Below are 18,703 nucleotides of genomic sequence, written 5' to 3'. Positions count from 1 at the left end.
TCCAGTGATACTCACCCCACTGATTGTGATCGCTCCGTCGGTGGAATTAAAAATCCCACCGCCGCTGCCACTGGTTCCGTCGGCAACGTTGTTGCTGATCGTGGTTGAGCTGCCTGTGATTACGACTGCGCCACCGTTGTTGAAGATCCCGCCGCCACCGTCGTCGGCGGCATCCCCCGACGCGGTGTTTCCATCAATGGTGGTGTTATTGATCGCCATCGTGCCGGATCCATTCCACAGACCGCCGCCTTCGAGTGCTGCGGAGTTGCCTGAAACGTCACTACCACTGATCGAGATGTTGGCGGCGCCCGTGACATGCAGCCCACCGCCGTTTCCGGGGGTGGCAAAGCCGGTTGGACCGGTGGCGTTTCCCGAAAGCGTTGTATTGGTCACCTCAAGCGACCCGAGGATGATTTCGATCCCACCGCCCGCGCGATGAGACGCGTTTTGATCGATCAACGTCCCGGTGATAGTCACGTCGCCATCGACGCTCAAGACACCACCTCCGCTGCCGCTAGTACCATCGGCAAAGTTCTGTTCGATCGAACCGCCGCTGATCGAAAGTGTACCGCCGTCATTAAAAATTCCGCCGCCGCCCTGGTCGGCATCATCGCCGCTGGCCGAATTCAATTCGACCGTGACATTCGATAGCGTCAACGTTCCGCTGGCACTATTCCACAGTCCACCACCTTCGGCCGCGGCTGTATTTCCGGAAACCGTTCCACCGCTGATCGTGACATCGCCGGCACCGCTAATATGCAGTCCACCGCCGTTTCCGGGGTTGGCTACGGCGCCGTTGCCAATGCCGGCGGCATTGCCAATTAAATCCACGTCGGTCAAATCAATACCATCATCGATTCCCGAGGCGTCTTCGATGCCACCGCCGGCACGGTTGGCAATGTTGCCTGAAATTGTCGAGTCGGTGATCGTAAACGTACCACCTGTCGCATTAAAAATAGCGCCGCCGCTGCCCGCGGCTCCCGATGCCGTGTTTCCACTGAGAAGGGAATTGTCGATCGTCACGGTTCCGCCGTCGTTAAAGATGCCTCCGCCTCCTTCGATTGCAGCGTCACCGGTGGCAGTATTGCCTGACACCGTAACGGAATCGAGCGAGAGCGATTGGCCGGGGGAAACATACATTGCTCCGCCAATCGATGCGACTCCATCAAGCAACGTTAGACCTTGGATCGACACTGTGTTGGTGGTTGCGGCAACGATGTTCGTATCGATCGAAAAAATACGTGACAGGTTGTTACCACTGATGGTGACGTCAGTCGCATCACCCAGCGAAATCGAAAGTGAGTCACTGATCGAAAGCTCGCTGGCGACGGTAAGAGTCGATAACCCAGCGGCGAACGAAATGTTATCGATGATACCGGGGCCCGCTTCACCTGCGATCGTATCTCCGTTAATCACTGCGTTTGCATTTGCTGCCTGAATCGCTTCACGCAAGCTCAACAATCCATCTTCGGCGACAATGTCGCTGGCTGTATTGACGATAAAGCTTGCCAGCACTCGACGGTCCTCGAGCTGCTCTGCCAACAAGCGTCGTATTCGCGATCGTTTGCCCGTGGGTGTCGCCTTTCGGTTTCGTCCTATCTTCCCCTTAGTGCGTGACGGAAACATGAGTAGGCTGTGGATTGGGAAGCCAAGCATGATGAACTCCAAGATGAGGGGCGTGATGTCAGCGTGGACCGCGTATGTTTCATCTCTATTAGAGTGGGGAATGTCCGGTCTTGCATCTCTGTTCCACACCGATCGCGAGGGAAAATAGACAGCGGGTGATTGGGGACAAGTGGCCCGATGGTGAATACCCAAGCAGGCGTCCCACCGTAGGCAAACGCCATGCCATCAGGAGAATGCCCCCGCAGATGTTGGCTTGCGTTGGGAAAAGAGTGCTCACCAGATATCGCCTGAATCGTCCGCGATGACGAGCCAATACGATGAGCAAGACTCCATTTTGGAGGCGTTGTTCAGGTCTCACTTTGGGATCGACCGGGATCAATATCACCAGAAATCGCCATGGTTTCGCGGCGGAATCGTGTTCGTCCATGATTTGCAAATCGAGACGCACCTGTCATGTTGAGACAGAACGATGCTTGCCACTTGCTCGAATCGTTTACTGAAAAGACGCCGCTTCGCTCGAAGCATGATCCCCGTTTTTCGCTATACTGCCCACGCCGAAGCCGTGAATCTCGTCACGTGGTCATTCCTCTGGATTGAATGTTCTGTTCATCTCGAGACGATTCGCTGTTAGTCCAGTTCCGTCGGCCAGTCCTGTACTCTTGTTCCCTGATAAGAAAATTAATGAAAGTTCGATCCCTACTCACGAATCTCGCCAGCGGAAGTTTGCGGATTTATTCGCATCAACAAACGGTCAAGCAAGGCAGTGACTCGTCGTCGATCGAACGCAAGTATTTGGAACTCGACGGGACCCCCGAGGCGTACCGGTTCATGGCATCGCTATTAAATGAGATGGCGGACAACGCGGAGCGGCATGGGAAAAACGCACCCGGCCAGAACGTATTGCTTGATCCCAAAGATGCCGATGCGATTGCGATCGACGATTACGACGCAATTTCACTTACCTGCCGCAAACGTCCACCGAGCAACCAGCTCTTCTCGCTCGGGTCCAAATGAGTCGCGGTTTCAAATCGCGGATGTCGCCTGCGGAGGCCATAGGTTAAGCGGGAAAGAAAACGGCAAGCCATACCGTGGGTTCGCTCGCCGAAGTCCACTCGATGCGATGTTTTTGATGCGCCGGAATGACCAAGTGGTCTCCGGGGCAAAGTGTTTTCGCCGGAGTGCCGTCAGCAAAGCAAAGTTGTGCCTCGCCCTTTAGCACGATCACCCATTCGCTTTGCTCTTGGTCGTACCAGAATCCTGGCTCGCTGCATTGGCCGGTCGAAACGATACGTTCGATCCGAATCGTGGGCGTTTCGACCAAGACGTTGACCAGCTCTGCGGCAAGCGACGCGGGCAATTCGCTAAACAGGTTTGCGGCAGAGGGCTTCGGCATGGATCCGATTGCATCGCGTTGAGGGTGTCGGTGTCAGTCGAAATCGGTTTCGTTGACGATCAGTGTCTCGTCATCAATGTCAACGACGTCGCCAATCACCAGCTGTTTACGCCGCCGCGTTTCGACTTCGCCATTCAGGCACACATCGCCAGCTTGAATCAGAATCTTGGCTTCGCCCCCCGTGCCAACCATGCCACGACATTTTAGAAAGTCATCCAGCCGGATGATGGGGCCACGATCATTCGCGTTCGTCTTGCCAGACGTCGCCTTTTCGGGACCGAGAAAATTCGAATCGTTGTCACTCATGGTTTCACTTCAAATGTCGCAATCACAGGCTAAAGCTCACTGGCGTTTTGTGGTGAACCCGCAACAGATTTCCAGGTGATAACAGCCGCTTGATTTTGAATGGGCATGGTCAGCTTGCGGGTCAGCCGAGGTTCAGCTGATGCACTAGCCAGCCGTTTTTTTGGCCTTGGTAACGGCCTTGGGGCGAACGACGTCCTTGGCCAGTCCCACCATTTCAAGCACTTGGATCACACGCCACGACATGTCAAATTCGTACCAGCGATGCCCGTGAGCGGCCGAACGCGGTTCGGCGTGGTGGTTGTTATGCCAGCCTTCGCCGTGGGAAAATAACGCGACCAGCCAATTGTTTCGGCTGTTGTCGCGTGTCTCGTAATTGCGATAACCAAATACATGCGACAGCGAATTGACGGCCCAGGTGCCATGCAGCACGAACACGGTGCGGACGGCGACTGCCCATACGGCATAGCTGTATCCGTAGCGGAGTGCTTCACTCGGTTGGCCGCCGCTGACCACGTATCCCACTATCGCACCCGCTCCGACAATCAACAGGGCATGGGCGACAAAGACAAAAAACCAACCACCGTGACGTTCGAGTTTCAAGTAGAACGGATCTCGCAACAGATCACGTACGTAACGCTCGTAATGGCTCGTTCGATCCAGCGTTTTGTGGCGGCAAACGACCCAGCCCATGTGTCCCCACAGGAAATTGACCAGCGGCGAATGCGGGTCGGGTTGATGATCGCTGTGTTGATGATGCATGCGGTGAATGGCAACCCAGCGTGAGGGGCTGTCTTGCAAATTGCACATGCCAAGCAAAGCGAAGGTGTGTTCCAGCCATTTCGGGCACGTGAACCCACGATGCGTCAGTAGTCGGTGGTATCCCACCGTGATTCCCAGCATCCCAAACGTGAAATGACCAAGAATCCCCAGGATCAAACCCGACCAAGTGAACAGATAGCTAAAACTGAATGGCAAAAATGCCAGCAACGCAATCAGATGGACTGCCGATAGCACGATCACGTACTGCCACAAAATCTTTAGTGGCTCGGTTTCCTCAGGACGCGGCAGTTGTTGTGGGTCGATTCCCGATGCGGGCAAAGTCGAATCGCAGATATCGCTCTCGGCAGCCGCCTGCGTCGGGCTACCCTGAACCGCCACACTCGCGTTTTCAACGCGATCTTCGACCGCGGCAGCAGTATTTGAATCGTGCAATATCGGGTCCGACGTGGGAGAGGTTTGTTGAGTGGGGTTCATGCCATCCATGTTCTTCAACATTCCCATCAGGTCTAGTGTTGACGCCGAAAATCTAGATCCAAATCGATAAAAAAAGCCGACCGAGTTCACTCAATGTTACTCGATCGGCTTGCTGTATTGCGTGACGCAAGAAGGATCCGTTGGTGATCGCAAGGCGATCACCGATTTCATGATTCCCGGGGAATTGGACGGTTTTCACCGTGCCACTGGAAAAATCGACGGTTCAGGGAAGTTGCTTCACCTTGAAAGCAAGGCGAACACACCTAAGAAACCGTTGGGGAAGTTGTCATAGCAACATCATGCTGCCCGCAAATCGACTGCAGGGGCAGCAGAGTGAAACCCATCAAGACTACTTCTTCTTCTTGGCATCCTTGGGATCGTCTTCCTTCTTCACTTTCTTCTTTCTCTTCAGCGAAACTTTAGGAACGCGCACTTTCGCCATGCCAACAATGCTGGCTTCAGGGTCAAAACGGTCCAGTTCAGTCAGGCGAGCGATACGCTCTGCACGAGTCAACACGTTTCGCGACTTGATAGCCCCGGCTTGCACCTTAAGGCTGCGATCCATGGTCATATTACGGCTCAGTCGGTCAAATTCGAGAGAGGGATACAATTGAACGTTTAGGGGCCTCGCAAAATAGCGGCTTTGGAGATTTTTGACAAGTTGACTTCCCGTTTTCCTGCCAAAATCCACCAAACGCCCGTAAAATGGCCCCCGCCAGCGGTCTATGCTGATCAAACCAACGCTGTGTCATGTCATTCGGGAGCGGCAAAGCAAGTCCTGTCGTAGCTTCCCCCCCGGATGTGCGTTACAGCGAGTTGGTCTCTTTGTTGTCGGCAAATTCGGGCTTCGTCTGTCTGAGGATTGCCAAAATTTCGGATCGCATCGTTGGTGTCAAATGGGCAAACTCGGGGGCATCAGCTCTGTTTTCCAAAATTGCGGTCAATCGATCGATAATTTTATTGCGGACTTGCTCTGGTAGCCCATCAAAGGCATCCGAGTAAATCAGGTAGCTGCAAGGATAGCGAAACAGACGCGTGTTCAGATCCAGGTCACGTAGCGATCGCATCTCGGCATCGCGAATGCCTCGGGCCGCAAACTCCTCGGCAAACCGACTGGTCCCCGCCACAGGCGATGTCAATGCGAACTCGTCACACATCAACATGTGGTGGACCACGCGATCGGCCGCTGCCGCGATTCTTCGCTGTGCACTGTCGCTTAAATAATCGGGGGCACGCTCGAGAAACTCGTTCATCTGATACGACTGGTGGACCGCTTCACGCGTTTCGTAATTGGCTGCCGCGATGGCGTTGTGCATTTGGGTTTGATGCTCTAGCACCATCAAAGCGACTAAGTCGCTATGCCGCGACAGGTACGGTGTCGTCGACACGATGCCTTCGAGCGACTCGCGATTGGCCCCCGCTTCTCGATCACCATCGGTGTCACCTTCTTCGTAGGTGATGTTGCCCATGTGCCGCATTTCGCCATGGGTTCCTGTCACATACCATCCGCCCCAACGCTGATCGAACGGACTCGTTTGGTCGGTGTTGAACGTCCCGCTGCCGAATATGGGTTGGCCACCGGAATCGGCAAAAACGCTGCGAACGAGATAGCCCGGAACGTTTTGTGTCCTGCTGGATGCATGACACGTCAAACATTGCCCCCGGTCGCGCACGAATTTTGGGGAACCGTCCTGCGTTTGGCCGAGCGTATAAAACATCGCTCCTTGTTTGGCATCCGTTGCAGCAAATTCAATCACATCACCGCGTTGGCACCAACCGACGTAAACGTCGTCGTTAAAGTACAGTGCACGCGGCCGCTGCGTGCTGATGCGACGAAGTTGCAGGCTCGTCTTGGAAAACACCAGCGTTTGTGAGCTGATCGGCACATCGAGTGCCTCAAGCACCGATTTCAGATAACCGTGTTGTAGGTCGTAGCGTAATTTGACTTCGCCGGCTTCCACTTTGGCAGCAAGCTGCGTGACAGGATCGTTGGCCGGAGCCGTCAAGTAGTTGATCGGAGGTCCTTCGAATGAATCCCTCTGAGCATTCGCATTTGCACAGCACAGAAAACAGAGCATTGTCGCCGTCATCGCACCCAGGGCACGTCGCGATGTCGAGCAGAATCGATGCAGAGTGAGCACGTTCATTGGGTCCTCGTCGATGACCAAGGCGGGCAGGCCGCAGACGTCGATCGCCTGCGGTTTGTCGGTGCGGATCCCGGGTTTCGGATTGGGCGGGCATTCGCGGTGGGGGCGTTAACCGACACCTTCTAGGTTAGGCTCGTCTAATCTGCATGTCAAGGTATATAATGCGTGCTGATCAGGCTGTTGATCTAGTCGTACGACGAACTTCCTAGGTCCGTTGTATGCGCTAGTGACGAACGAGGTAGTTCATCAGCCATACCTTGCCATGGGCAACTTCATTAAATCAACAGCCCGTGATCCGCGGTTCGGTGGTCGTTTGCCAGCGGAGAGTTGACGAGCGAGTTGTGGCACGGCCTCGGTTCGTCGCGTTTGACAGTTCCGCCGCACTGGAAGTCGTTTGACGTGGGATCACGGCACTCGCGTCGCCGTAAATTCGACCCGATACTCTCGATTCGGATCGCAATGACGAGGGTTGGGGACCAGGATGAAGTCGTCCGTGATCACCGGGTTTAGCTCAACGCCACTCTTCATCTGGACCGCTCCGATGCGATGCGGCAGCATCTGGACAATCGGCCGCCATCCTCGTTGGGCGCCGTTGGTGTTGATGGGGTGAAACGAGTCCTCGCCACGATTCGGAGTGATCAGCAGCGTGTACTGGTTGCCGTCGACAATCAGCGTCTGATCGTACGCCTTGGGCTGCTCCTCCATTTTGGCCTGCCAAGCGGGATCGCCATAAAACGCCACGACATCGCGGTCCCAAAGCAGTCCGGCACCATCGTGTGTCGTTAATCCCAGCGATTTTCCGTGAGGATTCGGCGTGGTGTTGACCTGCGGTCGTGTTCCCACCTTGAATTTGGTATCGACAATGTCGTCAAAGCAGGTGTCTAGACGATGAATCAGAGCGTGATGGTTCGCGTGAAATGCCTCGGCGAGAGTGTATCGGCCGGGTTGTTCGACGAAGTAATCGAGCAGTCCCCAGCCACCGTAGCCGTACCAAGTCACAACGGTGTAGCCGACCATTTGGCGAACGGCAAGTTGGTTCATCCACGCCAGTGCCATCGCATCGGGGCCATCAATGTCACCCATCAAGCAGTTCCCCACTGCTAAATAGACTTTGGGGTTATCGGATTGAATCTCGAAGCGTTCGCCGTCGGTAGTAACGCCGAACATTTTTCCCGCTTTGGATCGAAACGTTCCGTTGCGGTAGCGAAATCCAATTTGCCAATCACGCTGTGTGGCATGGCCTGATGTCACAAACAGATCGGCCGTGTTGTCACTCAGCGAATTGGCCAACGCGTGCGTGGTGTCCGCAGGTCCTTGTTGTTGTCGAGCCTGGTCTCCGCTGGTTTTGCGGACCATTTTCGATTTCACCAATTCATCAAACCAAACGCCCGAGTGGCACATCTCAAGCGCGATTTCCGTGCCCGCAGCAACATGCGAAACGGTCAGCGGTTCACTCTGCTGGGCTGTTCGCAAAGCTGCGGCGGCATCGTATCCCGTTACGATGCCCCACTGAGTGTCGGTGTACGGATCGGAATCGAGTTGGCGTGTCAATTGATGGACGGCGGCGACGAAGTTGCGATCGGCTTGTTCCGGCGTGGCGACAAAACAGGTGTACCGCGGATGGTGGCTCCGCAGCGTTTCAAGGCACGTTGGCACCTCTTCGTCCCAGTGGACCACCTTGGCATTGGTGTGTTTTTCCTTCAGTGCGTCGACGACGCGTTGCCACGGAGCGTCGCGGTGCGTATCACGATTGACCACAATCGTGTAGTCGCTCGCAGTGGCGATCGAGCCAAGTAGGCAAATGAATGACAGGTGTGAAAGGATGACAGATTTCATAAGTAAGGCGGGGCTCGAGCGATATTCGCGGCCGGTGAGTTCGCGTCGTGCAGGATGTCGACGTTTCGGCGGAGCACGCATCATAACGCAAACTTACTCAAGGCAACGGAGTCAATAAAAAGAAGAATGCGGATGCGAAACGAGTGTCTCGCCAGCTCGATCAGCGGTTCGTCCCCTGGGATGCAACTATCCACACCAACGGTCGACGAATGGGTTCGTTCGGGCATCAGTACGGCTGGTGAGTTCGGCCCAAGGCGGTCATCAATGCTTTTTTGCCCGAAATCCCGCTTTTTTCACGCTTTCTTGAAACGACCGAAACCTTCGGTGGTTTGGCTGGTTACATGTTTGGGGAGCTGAACCTAGCGGTAGTGGTCCAGCCGCCGTTCAGTACATGTCAACAAGAGACACTACTCTTACTCGTTCAGGAAACTTTGGGATGAAAATGAAACACGTTGCGTTTTGCCTAGTAGCGGTCGCGCTGTCGGCATTGATGGTGGGTGAGTCGTCGGCGCAAGAAGGCGGACGACGTGGCGGTGACCGTGGTGGATTTGGCGGTCGGGGGGGAGCTGGTGGTCCTGGTGGGGCCGGCGGAGGCGATCCAACATTCGGTTTGTTGATGATCGAAGAAGTGCGTGAAGAAATTGAATTGATGCCCGACCAAGTCGAGGCTCTCAAGAAGGTTCGCGAAGGTGGTGGCGAGCGTGGGCAGCGTCCCGATTTTGATTTTCGTGAAGCAAGCGAAGAAGAGCGTGCCGAATTCTTCAAGAAAATGCAGGAAGAGCGTGAAGAACGTAGTGCCAAATTGCGTGAGCAGCTCGAAGAAGTTCTGTTGCCAGGACAGCTTTCGCGTCTGAAAGAAATCTCGATCCAGGTCCAAGGCGTGGCCGCTCTGGACAACGCAGAGGTTCAGAAAGAGCTGAAGATCACGGACACTCAAAAGAAGGAATTAGAAGAGGCTCGCGAAAAGATCCAAACCGAGATGCGTGAGAAAATGCGTGAGCTGATGGCTTCGGGCGATCGCGACAAGATGCGTGAAGCTTTCGGCAAGGTTCGTGAAGATGTCGAGTCGCAAGTGTTGGCAGTGCTGACATCAGACCAAAAGGAAGCCTTTGAAAAGATGAAGGGCGAAAAATTCGAGATGCCTGAAGGCGTCCGAGGCGGTGGACGTGGCGGTGCCCGAGGTGGCGAGGGTGGACGTGGCGGTTTCGGTCGTGGTGGTGATCGCGGCGGCGAACGTGGCGGCGATCGAGGCGGTCGCGGAGGTCGCGGTAATCGTGGCCAACAGTCCTCCGGTGACGAAGAGTGATTTTTAAGTGCGTCGCAGATCGGTCGTGGTCTGCCGCACTCTCGAGAAACGTAAGCTTCGGCTGCCGGCGAAGCGCTCCGTCGCGCCGATAGGGGCAGGCTCTGAACAAGAGTCTGCCCCGCTTTCGTTTAGATCCGCATTCGATTTGCTCGCGTGGCCGAAAGTCTCTGCGACTTTCGCTACAGTGAATTCGCGTTTTCCTTACAGGGAAAAATGCGTCACAACGTTGCGTTTTAACGGTAGCGGCTAGCTAAATTTCATTCAATCATTCGTAACTGCCTGCATCGCTACGCATCCTGCAAGCGGTCGACCTCGCCGGTTTGTGACGACGCATCGTCTCTGCGGTCGCACGGCCGCCAATCGACGAGATGGATTTCTACTTTGCGGAACCCGCGGAATTCATTGATCACCGGCCGATAGGCAATTTCAATCGGTCCTTTGCATTCGTTCAACGCGTCGCACCAATCGCCGGCGCCAAAGGCAACGCCGCGGATCGTTTTTACGCCTTGCCGCAGTTTGACGCTCAGGTGGCGATCACCGCCTCCCATGCGTCGGGCCGGTTCATCCAATTCGATGTTGCTGCAAAACAGCGTCGGCCGTGGATTGCCGGCGCCAAACGGAGCAAGCGTTTCAATCTGTTTCACGGTTTCCAAATTCAGTTGCCCGAATGAAGCTTCCGCGTCAATCACGATCTCGGGCACAATCTCTTTCTCGGACCATTGTCGGGCCACCGCTTCACAGAAATCACCGCGAAACGCATTGATTTGATCCTCTTCGATCGTCAGGCCCGCGGCCGCTTTGTGGCCACCAAATTTGACGAGTCGCTCACTGCAATCGCTGAGAGCTTCGTGTAGATCGATGCCCGTGCCACCGACACGACCCGAGCCCACCGCCTGCGTTTTTCCCGTCGCATCGAGCGAAAGGATTAGTACCGGTTTGGCGTGTTTCTCTGCCATTCGGCCCGCAACGACGCCAATCACGCCAGGGTGCCAGCCGACTCCGCCCAAGACAAGTGCGGCATCCGCTTCGGCATCAAATTCTTCTTTGGCCTGCTTTTGAGCCGCCAGATAAACGCTCCGCTGCAATGTGTCGCGGTCGTTGTTCAGTTGGTGGATGTATTCCGCAAGTGCCTCGGCCCTTTCTCCGCCGGGCGTGGTCAGCAGCTCGACCGCCAATTGAGCCTGTCCGAGTCGGCCGGCCGCGTTCAGCCGTGGTGCGATCGTAAACGCAATGCTGTCGGATGTGACCGCCGAGGCTTGGTCGACCTTGGTAATTTTCATCAGCTCCGCCAGTCCCGGCAGCGGTTGGGCACGAAGCGTCTTTAGCCCATGCTCTACTAGCACCCGGTTTTCGTCCAGCAGCGGAACCACGTCCGCTACGGTCCCAATCGCGGCAAGTGCAAGCGATTGCATCAAATAGCGCCGCATCGGATCGGTGACCTTTTCGCTGCCCGCGACTTGTTGGCAGATGGCCCAGGCAAGTTTGAAGGCGACACCGGCGCCACACAGTTCACCAAACGGATAGTTTGTGCCGGGGAGCCGCGGGTGCACGACGGCGTCTGCCCGTGGCAGTTCGCCATCAATGGTGTGATGGTCCGTGATGATCAGTTTGACGCCAAGCTCGCGACATAGCTCTGCGTGTTGGCGGCTGGTGATGCCGCAGTCGACCGAGATAATCAGCTTCTTTCCACGGTCGGCCAGCTTGCGAATCGCCGCCTCGTTCAATCCGTAGCCGTCTTCGAGCCGGTTCGGGACATGGTAGCTGACGTCGGCCCTCATCAGCCGTAATCCGTTGACTAGGATCGCGGTGCCGGTCATGCCGTCGCAATCGTAGTCACCGTAGACAGTGATCGGTAATTGCTTGTCGATAGCGTCGGCAATAATTCGCGTCGCATCCACGACGCCAGGCAGTTCTTTGGGATCACGCAGGTCCTTGAGTTTCGTGCTCAGGAACTGGGCCGCCTCGTTGGCGTTGTAGATACCTCGGCTGACTAGCAATTGTGCCACCACCGCGGGAAGTCGCGCCGACGTGGCGAGCTGCTGGACGCGAGAGGCATCGTGGGGAATGATTCGCCATCGACGCTGCATTCGGGGCTCCGCAAAGAGAGAGGGGGCAAAAGATTCGTTTGCTACTTATTGCGATTGCGGGACTGTCCTTCCCCTGCGGAATCACAGGGGGTGTCTATTAATTCAGGGCAGCGAGCAGCATCGGGAGAGTTTTGGCGTTGCTCCCGGCGTCGACAAAAGTCTTCGCGACTTTTGGATTGAAGTGAAAACGATGAGACGAACGCTGGTTTCACGCTCGCCATCGGTTGGTCGAAACGAACTACTTCTTCTTTTCGACGTGCCAAGTGTGCTTACGCAAACGCGAGCTGTACTTCTTCAGACGAAGCTTTTCGCCGCCTGGTTTGCGTTGCAGTGTGTAGTTGTAATCGCCGGTTTCTTCGCAAACGAGAAACACGGTATCTGCTTTTTTCTTACTACGACCAGCCATCGGAACTCTCTTTTATCTAAATCACAATGTGTTTGGTGCGAAAGGAAATCGTCATAGGAACGTCTTTCGGGCCTGGGATTATGGCAGGAAACTATCGGTTTGGGCAAGTCGCTTTATATAAAAAGCTCATTCCCCCTCCATGACGGCCTCTTTAATCGCCACCACGACCCCTCGCCGGCTGAGCGAATTGGCCGTGATTCGGTCGACATCCAGTCCCAATGATCGGCCAATTCGGACCGCCAAATCGACATCGCGAACACCAAAATATTGATTTACTTGGCGTTCACCCACGTAGATTGTCTGGTCGTCCGAGCGAAAGCCTGATTCAAAGGCTTCGCGGTCCTCTTCGATCCAATTCTCTGGGACACGACGGACTCTGCAGTGCTCGACACTCCATATTTCGTCGCCGGTGCATTCCGAGAGGAGGGCGAGTGCTCGGTGGCGGGCAATTTCGATCACAGGAGATTCGGGTCCGGATAGATGTGAATGATGTGAGTGTAGAGACTGCGTGGACAGGTTAACTGCGTGGACAGGTCATTTGTGTGCTGCTGCGGTTTGTTGGCCGCGTCGGCAGAGACCGCAACTCATTCGTCCGCCGCGAAAACTGTAGCTAAACCGATGGTTGCGACAGCAGCGGGTCGATTTTTGCGGCGACCACGAAATCATTGCGGCTCAGCCCGCCGATCGCGTGAGTGGTCAGTTCGATCTTCAGCATTCGGTAGCCGGTCAGGTGCAGATCGGGATGGTGTTGTTCTTCTTCGGCCAATACCGAAATCTGGTTGATCCGTGCAACGGCATCGACGAAATTACGACATTTCAGGGTGCGTGAGATTCGTTTTGCGTCGGCCGCGAGTTCCCAGTCGGGGATTGCTTTCATCAATTCGGTCGCTTCATCGCGAGACAGCGTTGGCACACCGCCTTCGCACGGGACACACTTAGCGGCACGCAGGGTGTCTGCGTTTTCTGGATTCGCATTTTCTTGGGAATCTGAGCCTGGAGAGTCGGTTCGATTTGATTTTGACATGGTCATTTGACGATTCAGAGGGTTCGGTTCAGCAAGATTTTATAAGAATCTTACAAAAAACTGTATCAACAGGCATCGTTTGCCGTTGACGTCGCGAAATGAATTGACGACATTCTCCCGCTTCGTGAGACGAAATCTCGCGTTTTATAAGTGGGAGAGTTTGCCGCCATCCGGCGTGCTGTGAGTCGCAATCATGCGGTCACCGTGTGCATCGGAAGGGCCAGGTGACCTCGCCGAACCACCCGACATAAAAGAGAGTCGCGACCCTATGGGTAAGAAATCCAAGCGTTATCGTGCAGCGCTCGCAAAGCAGCCTGCAAATTTGCTGCCGCTCAGCGAAGCAGTTGACGCACTCAAGAAATACGATTTGACCAAGTTCGACCAAACGGTCGAAGTGCACATGCGTTTGGGTGTCGACCCGAACCAAGCGGATCAAATCATCCGTGGCAGCATCGTGTTGCCAAACGGAATCGGCAAGACTCAGCGAGTCGTCGTGTTCGCTAAGGGCGATGCGGCCAAGGCAGCTGAGGAAGCAGGTGCCGATGAAGTAGGTCAAGAAGACTTGGCTAAAAAAATCAAAGACGGTTGGACAGACTTTGATGTTTGTATCGCCGCTCCTGACATGATGGGTCTTGTGGGACCTCTTGGTCGTGTCCTCGGTCCTCGTGGATTGATGCCTAGCCCGCGTGCGGGAACGGTCACCCCGGACGTTGCTAAAGTTGTTGGCGAATACAAGGCTGGTAAGGTCGAGTTTCGAAATGACAAGGGCGGTAACGTCCACGCGATGGTCGGAAAAATGAGCTTCGAGCCACAGAAGCTTACCGAGAACATCACTGCATTCGTTGACTTTGTCAGCGGCATGAAACCCCAATCCGTCAAGGGCACTTACATTAAAGGCGTTGCCATTTGTGCAACGATGAGCCCCAGTGTGAGAGTTGCGTACTAGCAAGTCTTTTAGAGTATCAGGCTTTTTGAACTAGACGTTCTGTCGCACAAATCGCACTTAAGTGAACCCAACCGATGAGTAAATACGTCAAAGAATTGGTGACTCGCGACATCAAACGCGAACTAGACGGTGTTGAAGACGCCGTGCTGGTTAGCTATGTCGGGATGGACGCCATCACTACCAACGAACTTCGTGGCGAGCTGGATGCGAAAGACATTCGCATGCTGGTCGTCAAGAATTCTCTTGCTCGGCGAGCGACCGAAGGGTCTTCGCTGGCACCTGCCTTCGAGGGAACTCGAGGACAAGTCGCTGTATGCTGGGGGGCGTCTGATTTCGTCTCGCTTGTCAAGGAGATCGTTCGACTTGATAAGGACAGCAGCAAGTACGAGAAATTTACCGCTGCTGGCGGTGTCATGGATGGCGAAAAGCTTGATGCGGATCGCTTGAAAGAAGTCAGCAAGTGGCCAAGCCGCGAAGAGCAAATTTCGATGTTGTCAGGTCAAATTCTTGGTCCTGGATCGCAATTGTCGGCCGCACTTCTCGGTCCGGGCAAGAAGCTCAACAGTCAAATTAAGAAAATCGCAGAAGGCGACGAGTAGTTGCTCTTTTGTTAGTCGTTCCGTAACAAATCACCAACTGTTTTTGAGGTATTAGAAATGTCCGAAGAAGGCACCGCGGTCGCCGAATTTAGCGCCGAAGCAAAAGAAATGGGCGACAAGATCGCCGGTATGACCCTGAAGCAAGCCAAAGAGCTCAGCGACTACTTGAAGGATGTCCATGGCATCGAACCTGCCGCTGGCGGCGGAGTAATGATGGCTGCACCTGCTGAAGGTGGTGGCGCCGCTGCTGAAGAGAAGACCGAATGGGACATCGTCCTGACCGGCTTCGGCGACAAGAAGCTGAACGTTGTGAAGGTTGTCAAGAACCTGACCGGCGCTTCGCTGATGGAAGCCAAGAAGATGGTCGAAGGCGTTCCAGCGACCTTGAAGGAAGCCGCATCGAAAGAAGATTGCGACAAGATCAAGGCCGAGATCGAAGAAGCAGGCGGAACCGTCGAACTCAAGTAGTTCGCAGTTCACCGCTCTGTCATTCGGCGCTTTGCTCGAATCACCCGAAAGCCCTGGTGGGTCTTCACCAGGGCTTTTCGCGTCATCGTAGGATAGGCTTCCAGCCTGTCATGAGTATTCTCAGGCAGTTTTAGAAGGTTCTTCCTTCTTGTGTGCTGCGCTAGGGTCAAAACGCCGACGTCGGAGACGTCGGGCGACTATGGTTCGCGCTGCTCGGGCCTACATCACGTCGCTTAATGCCGCTAACAAGGTGTTGATGTTTCGCTTCGTGGCAGAGTGTCCCATCAATCCGATCCGCCAAGCCTTGCCCGCGAAGACGCCTAGTCCGCCGCCGATTTCGATGTCGTATTCGCTTAACAAACGGCCGCGAATGCCGGCATCGTCGACCCCGTCGGGCAGCGCCACGCAGTTCAGTGTGCACAGTGATTGCTTTGGGATGTAGGTGAATCCGAGGTCTTCGAGGCCCTCGCGAAGCAGCAAATGCATCTCGCGATGGCGTGCGATGCGGTTCTCGAGACCTTCTTCCATCACGATCGCCAACGATTCACGCAGCGCGTAGATCATGTTGATCGGAGCGGTGTGATGATACGCGCGGCCTCCGGAACCGGTGTAGTAATTCTTCAGCATCGAAACATCGAGGTACCAGCTTTGTACCTTCGTTTTTCGTTGGTCCATTCGCTCCAACGCGCGGTCCGAAAACGAGACGGGCGACAAACCAGGTGGACATGACAGGCACTTTTGTGTTCCTGAATAAATCGCGTCGATTCCCCACTCGTCAACCTTTAGTTCGTGGCCGCCAAGTGATGTGACCGCGTCGACCGCGAGTAACATCCCTGCGTCGTGCACGATCTCGGCCAGTCCGCTCAAATCTTGATGAGCTCCCGTGGATGTTTCCGCATGCACGATGCCAAGCATTTTGGCGTTGGGATGCTTTTCGACCGCTTCAGCGATCGCCTCGTTGCTAAACGTTTCGCCCCAGGGGACTTCGATCGCGTGGACTGTCGCGCCGCACCGCTGCAAATTGTCTTTCATCCGGCCGCCAAACACTCCGTTGATGCAAACAATCGCCTCGTCGGCGGGTTCGATCAAATTAGCGATGATCGTTTCCATCCCTGCCATTCCGGTTCCCGAGACCGGAAAACTCAGCAGGTTTTTGGTTTGATAGGCATCGCGAATCAGCTGACACGTGTCATCCATGTACTCGATAAATTGAGGGTCGAGATGCCCGAGCGTTGGCGCGGCAAGGGCGCGAAGGATGCGCGCCGGCACCGTGCTCGGCCCAGGTCCCATTAGGATGCGTTCACGCGGATTCAGCGGAGACGTTGGTCGGTTGGACATAGCGAGGGCTTTGCAAATGGAGGGGCGAGATCGTGAACAGAGGTCGCGAGTCTGTATCTTATCGGTTTTTGCCCAGCCGATCGACGACGGACGCATTTTGCCGATGCCGATTGGGTGCAAGGCAACGGTGTCCCATGTATGATGGCCGATCCTGTCCTGCCCCAATCCTTCCTCAACTCCCCAAGGTTTCCATCAATGCGTTTGTCATTGTTTGCGTTTCTTGTGTCGGTTTGCGTCGTCACGCCCACACTTGCGTTGGCTCAGCAGCGGCACGATCCTGTTCCGCTGATTTTTGATACTGACATCGGTAACGACGTCGATGATGTCTTGGCGCTCGGTATGATCCACGCACTGCAATCGCGTGGTGAATGCGAATTGCTGGCCGTTACGATCACGAAGGACCATGAGTTAGCGGCCCCCTTTGTCGATGCTGTCAATACATTCTATGGCCGCGGAGACATTCCTATCGGTGTTTGTCGCAGCGGAGTTACCAACACCGCCGGCCGCTTCAACGTCCTGGCGTCACAGCAGGACAATGGCAAACTGCGTTATCCCCACGATTTGGCCTCGGGTAACGACGCACCCGACGCGGTGGCAGTGTTGCGAAAGTCATTGGTCGATGCAGATGATGGTTCGGTCGTGATCGCGCAAGTCGGTTTTTCCACGAATCTTGCGAATCTACTGTCATCCAAAGCGGATGATGTCAGCCCGCTTTCCGGTGCCGAACTGGTCCAACAGAAGGTACGTTTGCTGTCGATCATGGCCGGTGCTTTTACCGACAGCCACAAGGAATACAATTTGATCAAAGATATTCCGTCCGCGAAGAAGATCGTCAACGATTGGCCGACGCCAATCGTATGGAGCGGTTACGCGGTCGGCAAATCGCTTCTGTATCCGCATCAAAGCATTTTGACCGATTACGGATATGTCGATCATCATCCGCTCGCAGAAGCCTATATTCTTTACCAACCGCCGCCGCATGATCGCCCGACTTGGGATTTGACGAGCGTGTTGTATGGAGTGCGCCCCAACCACGGCTACTTCGAGTTGTCCGAGCCTGGGAAGGTTCAGATGGCGGATGATGGTGTGACCACATTTGATGCGGCTGCCAACGGTCGCGATCGCTACATCTTGGTACGCGAAGATTTGCGACCGAAAGTGCTCGAAGCATTGCAGTTGCTCTCGAGCCAACCGCCAAGCAAATAAGTGTCGCCGGATGTCTCCGGCATCCGAGTTCCCCCGCGTCGCAATAAAGTGGGATAAGCTTCCAGCCTGTCAGGCAGGCTACGGACCTCTGTGAGGCCTTTTTTCACAGGGCGAACCCCGCTTAGTGCTAAAGCCGACGTCGGAGACGTCGGGCGACAAATTGCACGTCGGGCGACAATATTTAGGCTTGGTCCAGCAGGTTCACGAACGCCCGCATCCAAGCGGGATGGGCGGGCCAAGCCGGCGCGGTGACCAGGTTACCATCGACGTGTGCGGAATCCATGGTCTCGGCGGGTTCGATGTATTGACCGCCGGTGAGCGTGACTTCGGGGCTGCATGCCGGATAGCAACTGCATTGGCGTCCTTTCAGCACACCGGCGGCCGCCAGGATTTGGGGGCCGTGGCAGACCGCAGCGACCGGTTTGTTGGTGTCAAAGAAGTGACGTACCAGTTCCAGGACTTTCTCGTTCAGCCGTAGGTATTCCGGTGCCCTGCCGCCCGGGATCACCAACGCGTCAAACTTCGTGACGTCGATGGCGTCAAAGTCGGCAGTAACGGCGAATCGATGCCCCGGTTTTTCCGAATAGGTTTGGTCGCCATCGAAGTCGTGGATTGCGGTCGCGACCGTATCGCCTGGGGATTTGCCCGGGCACACCGTGGCGACCTCGTGCCCAAACGTCTTCAGAATCTGTAGGGGGGCCATCGCTTCGTAGTCTTCGACGTAATCGCCCACGAGCATCAGGATTTGTTTGTTGGCCATG

19 protein-coding genes are annotated in these 18,703 nt (G+C 55.2%); 6 read left to right on the top strand and 13 right to left on the bottom strand.

The window, feature by feature from the left end:
* The coding region (locus RMSM_RS15690) for a beta strand repeat-containing protein (RefSeq protein WP_390173052.1) at positions 1–1,515 on the bottom strand (1,515 nt) is incomplete at its 3' end.
* Positions 1,516–2,307: 792 nt separating this feature from the next.
* Between RMSM_RS15690 and RMSM_RS15685 the strand changes: the two genes are divergently transcribed.
* A complete protein-coding gene (locus tag RMSM_RS15685; RefSeq protein ID WP_008697991.1) occupies positions 2,308–2,640 on the top strand; it encodes a hypothetical protein in 333 nt (110 codons plus the stop codon).
* Positions 2,641–2,683: 43 nt separating this feature from the next.
* Here the strand turns inward: RMSM_RS15685 and RMSM_RS15680 are convergent, their stop codons facing one another.
* The 6 genes from RMSM_RS15680 to RMSM_RS15650 form a co-directional block, all read right to left on the bottom strand.
* On the bottom strand, positions 2,684–3,019 hold the full coding sequence (locus RMSM_RS15680; protein ID WP_008697990.1) for a cupin domain-containing protein: 336 nt from the start codon (positions 3,017–3,019) through the stop codon (positions 2,684–2,686).
* 33 nt (positions 3,020–3,052) lie between these two features.
* On the bottom strand, positions 3,053–3,325 hold the full coding sequence (locus tag RMSM_RS15675; RefSeq protein WP_008697989.1) for an RNA-binding S4 domain-containing protein: 273 nt from the start codon (positions 3,323–3,325) through the stop codon (positions 3,053–3,055).
* A gap of 144 nt (positions 3,326–3,469) precedes the next feature.
* Positions 3,470–4,606, bottom strand: coding sequence for an acyl-CoA desaturase (locus RMSM_RS15670; protein WP_008697988.1), 1,137 nt, complete (start codon positions 4,604–4,606; stop codon positions 3,470–3,472).
* 322 nt (positions 4,607–4,928) lie between these two features.
* Positions 4,929–5,150 carry a small basic protein gene (locus RMSM_RS15660; protein ID WP_085980616.1) on the bottom strand — a complete coding sequence of 74 codons (222 nt, stop codon included), beginning with the start codon at positions 5,148–5,150 and terminating at the stop codon, positions 4,929–4,931.
* A gap of 235 nt (positions 5,151–5,385) precedes the next feature.
* A complete protein-coding gene (locus RMSM_RS15655; protein WP_144057676.1) occupies positions 5,386–6,669 on the bottom strand; it encodes a hypothetical protein in 1,284 nt (427 codons plus the stop codon).
* Between the two features lie 462 nt (positions 6,670–7,131).
* Positions 7,132–8,562, bottom strand: coding sequence for a hypothetical protein (locus RMSM_RS15650; RefSeq protein WP_144057675.1), 1,431 nt, complete (start codon positions 8,560–8,562; stop codon positions 7,132–7,134).
* Between the two features lie 436 nt (positions 8,563–8,998).
* On the opposite strand from RMSM_RS15650, the gene RMSM_RS15645 reads away from it, so the two are divergent.
* A complete protein-coding gene (locus RMSM_RS15645) occupies positions 8,999–9,868 on the top strand; it encodes a PIN domain-containing protein (RefSeq protein WP_008697974.1) in 870 nt (289 codons plus the stop codon).
* A gap of 287 nt (positions 9,869–10,155) precedes the next feature.
* Here the strand turns inward: RMSM_RS15645 and recJ are convergent, their stop codons facing one another.
* The 4 genes from recJ to RMSM_RS15625 all read right to left on the bottom strand — a co-directional run bounded on the left by recJ (position 10,156) and on the right by RMSM_RS15625 (position 13,385).
* Entirely contained in the window at positions 10,156–11,955 is a 1,800-nt protein-coding gene (gene recJ, locus RMSM_RS15640) for a single-stranded-DNA-specific exonuclease RecJ (RefSeq protein WP_008697972.1), read from the bottom strand.
* 238 nt (positions 11,956–12,193) lie between these two features.
* Complete coding sequence (gene rpmG, locus RMSM_RS15635) at positions 12,194–12,361, bottom strand: 50S ribosomal protein L33 (RefSeq protein ID WP_040767222.1); 168 nt, start codon at positions 12,359–12,361, stop codon at positions 12,194–12,196.
* Between the two features lie 126 nt (positions 12,362–12,487).
* Positions 12,488–12,820, bottom strand: a complete 333-nt coding sequence (locus RMSM_RS15630) for a hypothetical protein (RefSeq protein WP_008697968.1) — start codon at positions 12,818–12,820, stop codon at positions 12,488–12,490.
* 151 nt (positions 12,821–12,971) lie between these two features.
* A complete protein-coding gene (locus tag RMSM_RS15625; RefSeq protein ID WP_144057674.1) occupies positions 12,972–13,385 on the bottom strand; it encodes a 4a-hydroxytetrahydrobiopterin dehydratase in 414 nt (137 codons plus the stop codon).
* 268 nt (positions 13,386–13,653) lie between these two features.
* On the opposite strand from RMSM_RS15625, the gene rplA reads away from it, so the two are divergent.
* The 3 genes from rplA (at position 13,654) to rplL (ending at position 15,398) form a co-directional block, all read left to right on the top strand.
* Positions 13,654–14,331, top strand: coding sequence for a 50S ribosomal protein L1 (gene rplA, locus RMSM_RS15620; protein ID WP_008697965.1), 678 nt, complete (start codon positions 13,654–13,656; stop codon positions 14,329–14,331).
* 74 nt (positions 14,332–14,405) lie between these two features.
* Entirely contained in the window at positions 14,406–14,930 is a 525-nt protein-coding gene (rplJ, locus tag RMSM_RS15615) for a 50S ribosomal protein L10 (RefSeq protein WP_008697963.1), read from the top strand.
* Positions 14,931–14,987: 57 nt separating this feature from the next.
* Positions 14,988–15,398 (top strand): 50S ribosomal protein L7/L12, encoded by a 411-nt coding sequence (rplL, locus tag RMSM_RS15610; protein ID WP_008697962.1) that lies wholly within the window; start codon positions 14,988–14,990, stop codon positions 15,396–15,398.
* 219 nt (positions 15,399–15,617) lie between these two features.
* Here the strand turns inward: rplL and RMSM_RS15605 are convergent, their stop codons facing one another.
* Complete coding sequence (locus RMSM_RS15605; RefSeq protein ID WP_008697961.1) at positions 15,618–16,736, bottom strand: pyridoxal-phosphate-dependent aminotransferase family protein; 1,119 nt, start codon at positions 16,734–16,736, stop codon at positions 15,618–15,620.
* A gap of 195 nt (positions 16,737–16,931) precedes the next feature.
* Here RMSM_RS15605 and RMSM_RS15600 point away from each other — a divergent pair, with 195 nt between their 5' ends.
* The gene (locus RMSM_RS15600) at positions 16,932–17,942 is read left to right on the top strand and encodes a nucleoside hydrolase (protein WP_008697959.1); all 1,011 of its coding nucleotides are present in this window, start codon (positions 16,932–16,934) and stop codon (positions 17,940–17,942) included.
* Positions 17,943–18,123: 181 nt separating this feature from the next.
* Here the strand turns inward: RMSM_RS15600 and RMSM_RS15595 are convergent, their stop codons facing one another.
* The gene (locus RMSM_RS15595) at positions 18,124–18,702 is read right to left on the bottom strand and encodes a DJ-1/PfpI family protein (protein ID WP_008697958.1); all 579 of its coding nucleotides are present in this window, start codon (positions 18,700–18,702) and stop codon (positions 18,124–18,126) included.
* Position 18,703: the final 1 nt, after the last annotated feature.

This window comes from Rhodopirellula maiorica SM1, assembly GCF_000346295.1.
GTDB lineage: Bacteria > Planctomycetota > Planctomycetia > Pirellulales > Pirellulaceae > Novipirellula > Novipirellula maiorica.
Note: the sequence above shows the minus strand (reverse complement) of the source record. Positions and strands in the feature narration are given on the sequence as shown.

Coding starts and splice junctions, on each gene's coding strand:
- rplL (WP_008697962.1), top strand. CDS start 14,988: ATGTCCGAAGAAGGCACCGCGGTCGCCGAATTTAGCGCCGAAGCAAAA.
- rpmG (WP_040767222.1), bottom strand. CDS start 12,361: ATGGCTGGTCGTAGTAAGAAAAAAGCAGATACCGTGTTTCTCGTTTGC.
- RMSM_RS15655 (WP_144057676.1), bottom strand. CDS start 6,669: ATGACGGCGACAATGCTCTGTTTTCTGTGCTGTGCAAATGCGAATGCT.
- RMSM_RS15595 (WP_008697958.1), bottom strand. CDS start 18,702: ATGGCCAACAAACAAATCCTGATGCTCGTGGGCGATTACGTCGAAGAC.
- RMSM_RS15625 (WP_144057674.1), bottom strand. CDS start 13,385: ATGTCAAAATCAAATCGAACCGACTCTCCAGGCTCAGATTCCCAAGAA.
- RMSM_RS15650 (WP_144057675.1), bottom strand. CDS start 8,562: ATGAAATCTGTCATCCTTTCACACCTGTCATTCATTTGCCTACTTGGC.
- RMSM_RS15660 (WP_085980616.1), bottom strand. CDS start 5,150: ATGACCATGGATCGCAGCCTTAAGGTGCAAGCCGGGGCTATCAAGTCG.
- RMSM_RS15685 (WP_008697991.1), top strand. CDS start 2,308: ATGAAAGTTCGATCCCTACTCACGAATCTCGCCAGCGGAAGTTTGCGG.
- rplJ (WP_008697963.1), top strand. CDS start 14,406: ATGAGTAAATACGTCAAAGAATTGGTGACTCGCGACATCAAACGCGAA.
- RMSM_RS15645 (WP_008697974.1), top strand. CDS start 8,999: ATGAAAATGAAACACGTTGCGTTTTGCCTAGTAGCGGTCGCGCTGTCG.
- RMSM_RS15605 (WP_008697961.1), bottom strand. CDS start 16,736: ATGTCCAACCGACCAACGTCTCCGCTGAATCCGCGTGAACGCATCCTA.
- RMSM_RS15670 (WP_008697988.1), bottom strand. CDS start 4,606: ATGGGAATGTTGAAGAACATGGATGGCATGAACCCCACTCAACAAACC.
- RMSM_RS15675 (WP_008697989.1), bottom strand. CDS start 3,325: ATGAGTGACAACGATTCGAATTTTCTCGGTCCCGAAAAGGCGACGTCT.
- RMSM_RS15600 (WP_008697959.1), top strand. CDS start 16,932: ATGCGTTTGTCATTGTTTGCGTTTCTTGTGTCGGTTTGCGTCGTCACG.
- recJ (WP_008697972.1), bottom strand. CDS start 11,955: ATGCAGCGTCGATGGCGAATCATTCCCCACGATGCCTCTCGCGTCCAG.
- rplA (WP_008697965.1), top strand. CDS start 13,654: ATGGGTAAGAAATCCAAGCGTTATCGTGCAGCGCTCGCAAAGCAGCCT.
- RMSM_RS15680 (WP_008697990.1), bottom strand. CDS start 3,019: ATGCCGAAGCCCTCTGCCGCAAACCTGTTTAGCGAATTGCCCGCGTCG.